Below are 2,656 nucleotides of genomic sequence, written 5' to 3'. Positions count from 1 at the left end.
CCATCGCCTCGGCCCAGACCGCGAGCCGCGTCGCGAGGCTCGCATGCGGACGCGACAGCCGTCCGAGAGCGTCGGCGCCCGCGGTGCCGACGAACCGGTCGAGGGTGCGGATCCAGCCATCCCCCGGCACGTCGCCGGCCTCGAGGCACAAGACCCAGTCGCGGCGCGCCAAAGCCGCCCCCGCGACCCAGGGGTTCGCTCCGGGCGGCATCACCACGAGGCTGGCACCTGTGGCGTCGGCGATGGTGTCGACGCCGGGGTCCATCGCCGCCGCCACGATCACCGCATCGCCCACGAGACCGGCGGCGACGCCCGCCACGAGCGCCCCCAGGGAGTCGGCCAGACGGTCGAGCGCGTCGGCGTCGCCGGGGTCGGCGACGAGAACCAGGGCGGAGATCATGGTCGCGCATAACGTATTTTCGGCCAGCGAGGACGCTCAGCCGTGACGCGACGCGCTTGCGTTGCGCGGTTGCCACAAACTCCGAGAACTTGCCTAAAATCGAGGCGTATCCCGTCGATTTCGTTCCTGCTATGTTCCATTGTAGACAGCTTCCGCGCCGGGGTGCACCCATCACGATGTCCGCATCCCGCCATGTGTCCGAACTCGAATCGAGCCCACGCCGGCTCGCCGCAACGACGCCGGCGCGGGACTCAGTGCGCGGACGGGGCGCCACCGCCAACCCGGACGGCCGGTTCGAGGCGATCCGGCGCGAAAGCCTCGACGACGGCTGGCCTTCCCAAGAGCCCGGGCCGGTGCGACGGACCGAGGTGACGTTGGAGCGGGCGCGCGGGATCATCACGCGCAACACCTCGCCCGACATCCCGTTCGATCGCTCGATCAACCCCTATCGCGGCTGCGAGCACGGCTGCGTGTACTGCTTCGCGCGGCCGAACCACGCCTATGCCGGCCTGTCGCCCGGGCTCGACTTCGAGACAAAGCTCTTCGCCAAGCCGGACGCGGCGCGCCTGCTGGAGCGCGAGCTGTCGGCGCCGGGCTACGAGGCGCAGACCATCGCGCTCGGCACGGCGACCGACCCGTACCAGCCGATCGAGCGCGAGCACCGCATCACAAGGGCCGTGCTGGAGGTGCTGGCACGCCTGCGCCATCCCGTCGGGATCGTGACGAAATCCAACCTCGTCACCCGCGACATCGACATCCTCGCCGGGATGGCCGAGCGGAACCTCGTGAAGGTCGCGGTCTCGGTGACGACCCTCGATCCGGTGCTGTCCCGGAAGATGGAGCCGCGCGCGCCGCATCCACGCAAGCGCCTCGAGGCGATCCGTGCGCTCAGCCAAGCCGGCATCCCGGTGATGGTGATCGTCGCGCCGATCATCCCCTCGCTCAACGACCACGAGATCGAGGCGATCCTGACCGAGGCGCGCGCCTGCGGGGCGCGGGAGGCCAACCACGTGCTGCTGCGCCTGCCGCACGACCTGAAGGACCTCGTCGCCGACTGGTTCGCCGAGCACTATCCCGGGCGACAACGTCACGTCTTCTCCCTGATCGCACAGGCCCGCGGCGGCCGCGAATACGACGCCTCCTTCGGCAAGCGCATGACCGGGGAGGGCGCCTACGCCGACCTGATCGCGACGCGGATGCGCCTGGCGAAAACGCGGCTCGGCTACGCGAAGGCGCGCATCACCCTCGACGCCTCGGCCTTTACCAAGCCGGGCGAGCAGTTTTCGCTGTTGTGACGGGAGGCGAAGGGGGCCGCGTTTTCCCCATTCGGGCACAGGATTCGCACGCCCCCGCTTCTGGCGCTCGCCTTGTGCGCATCCCCTCTCCCCGCGCGCGGGGAGAGGGCTTTGCCGACCTCGTCGTCGGCAAAGCGAGGCGGCAGCCGACGGTGAGGGGGCTGCAACGGAGGAACCACATCCGTCGCCCCCCCCATCACCGCCGCTTCGGCTTCGCCTGCGCTATCCGGCTGCGCGACAAGGTGCAGCCGGGCCTCTCCCCGCACGCGGGGAGAGGGGAACCCGTGCCAGGTTCGGCATCGCCGAAGTCTCACGGAGAGGGGACGGGCACCGCTGCGACATCCTCCGCAAGCCCCGTCCCACTGCCGCCCTCGCCGTACGCCCGCGTAAAACTGAGCCGGTGGTGCGGGCTGCGGCCGTGAGCTTTCAGGCCGGCGAGGTGCACGGGGGCGCCGTAGCCGACGTTGCGCTCCCAGCCGTAATGCCGATGGCGCCGGGCGAGCACCCGCATCAGCCCATCGCGGAACGTCTTGGCGACGATCGAGGCGGCGGCGATCTGCGGCACCGCGCCGTCGCCCCCGACGATGGCGCGGCAGGGCTGCGACAGGCCCGGGACGGCGTCCCGCCCGTCGACCAGCACCGGCGCGTCGAGGGACAGCTTCAGCACCGCCCGGCGCATGGCGTCGAGGGTCGCGACGCGAACGTTGACGCGGTCGATCAGCGCCCGCGAGCCGGCCGCCACCGCGACGCGCGCATGCGCTCGGATCAGCGGCGTCAGCGCCTCGCGCAAAGGCTCCTTGAGGCGCTTGCTGTCGTCGAGGCGGGCGAGCAGGTCCGGTGGGATCGTGACGGGGTCGAACCAGACCGCTGCGACCACCACCGGGCCGCACAGGGCCCCGCGCCCGACCTCGTCGCAGCCGATGACGGCGGGATATTCGGCGGCGCGGGCGGGATCGAAGGG

3 protein-coding genes are annotated in these 2,656 nt (G+C 71.3%); 1 reads left to right on the top strand and 2 read right to left on the bottom strand.

Annotated features, from left to right (window positions below; all coding sequences use genetic code 11):
* Window positions 1-400, bottom strand: a 400-nt coding sequence (locus FV222_RS22515) for a hypothetical protein (RefSeq protein WP_147815685.1), incomplete at its 3' end; no start/stop codon positions are given.
* 176 nt (window positions 401-576) lie between these two features.
* Here FV222_RS22515 and FV222_RS22510 point away from each other — a divergent pair.
* Window positions 577-1,695: a PA0069 family radical SAM protein gene (locus FV222_RS22510; RefSeq protein WP_147815684.1), complete on the top strand. Its 1,119-nt coding sequence runs from the start codon at window positions 577-579 to the stop codon at window positions 1,693-1,695.
* 310 nt (window positions 1,696-2,005) lie between these two features.
* Here the strand turns inward: FV222_RS22510 and FV222_RS22500 are convergent.
* A partial coding sequence (locus FV222_RS22500) for a ribonuclease HII (protein ID WP_147815682.1) occupies window positions 2,006-2,656 on the bottom strand: 651 nt, incomplete at its 5' end.

The organism is Methylobacterium sp. WL103 (assembly GCF_008039885.1).
In the GTDB taxonomy this organism is placed as follows: Bacteria; Pseudomonadota; Alphaproteobacteria; order Rhizobiales; family Beijerinckiaceae; genus Methylobacterium; species Methylobacterium cerastii.
Note: the sequence above shows the minus strand (reverse complement) of the source record. Positions and strands in the feature narration are given on the sequence as shown.

Coding starts and splice junctions, on each gene's coding strand:
- FV222_RS22510 (WP_147815684.1), top strand. CDS start 577: ATGTCCGCATCCCGCCATGTGTCCGAACTCGAATCGAGCCCACGCCGG.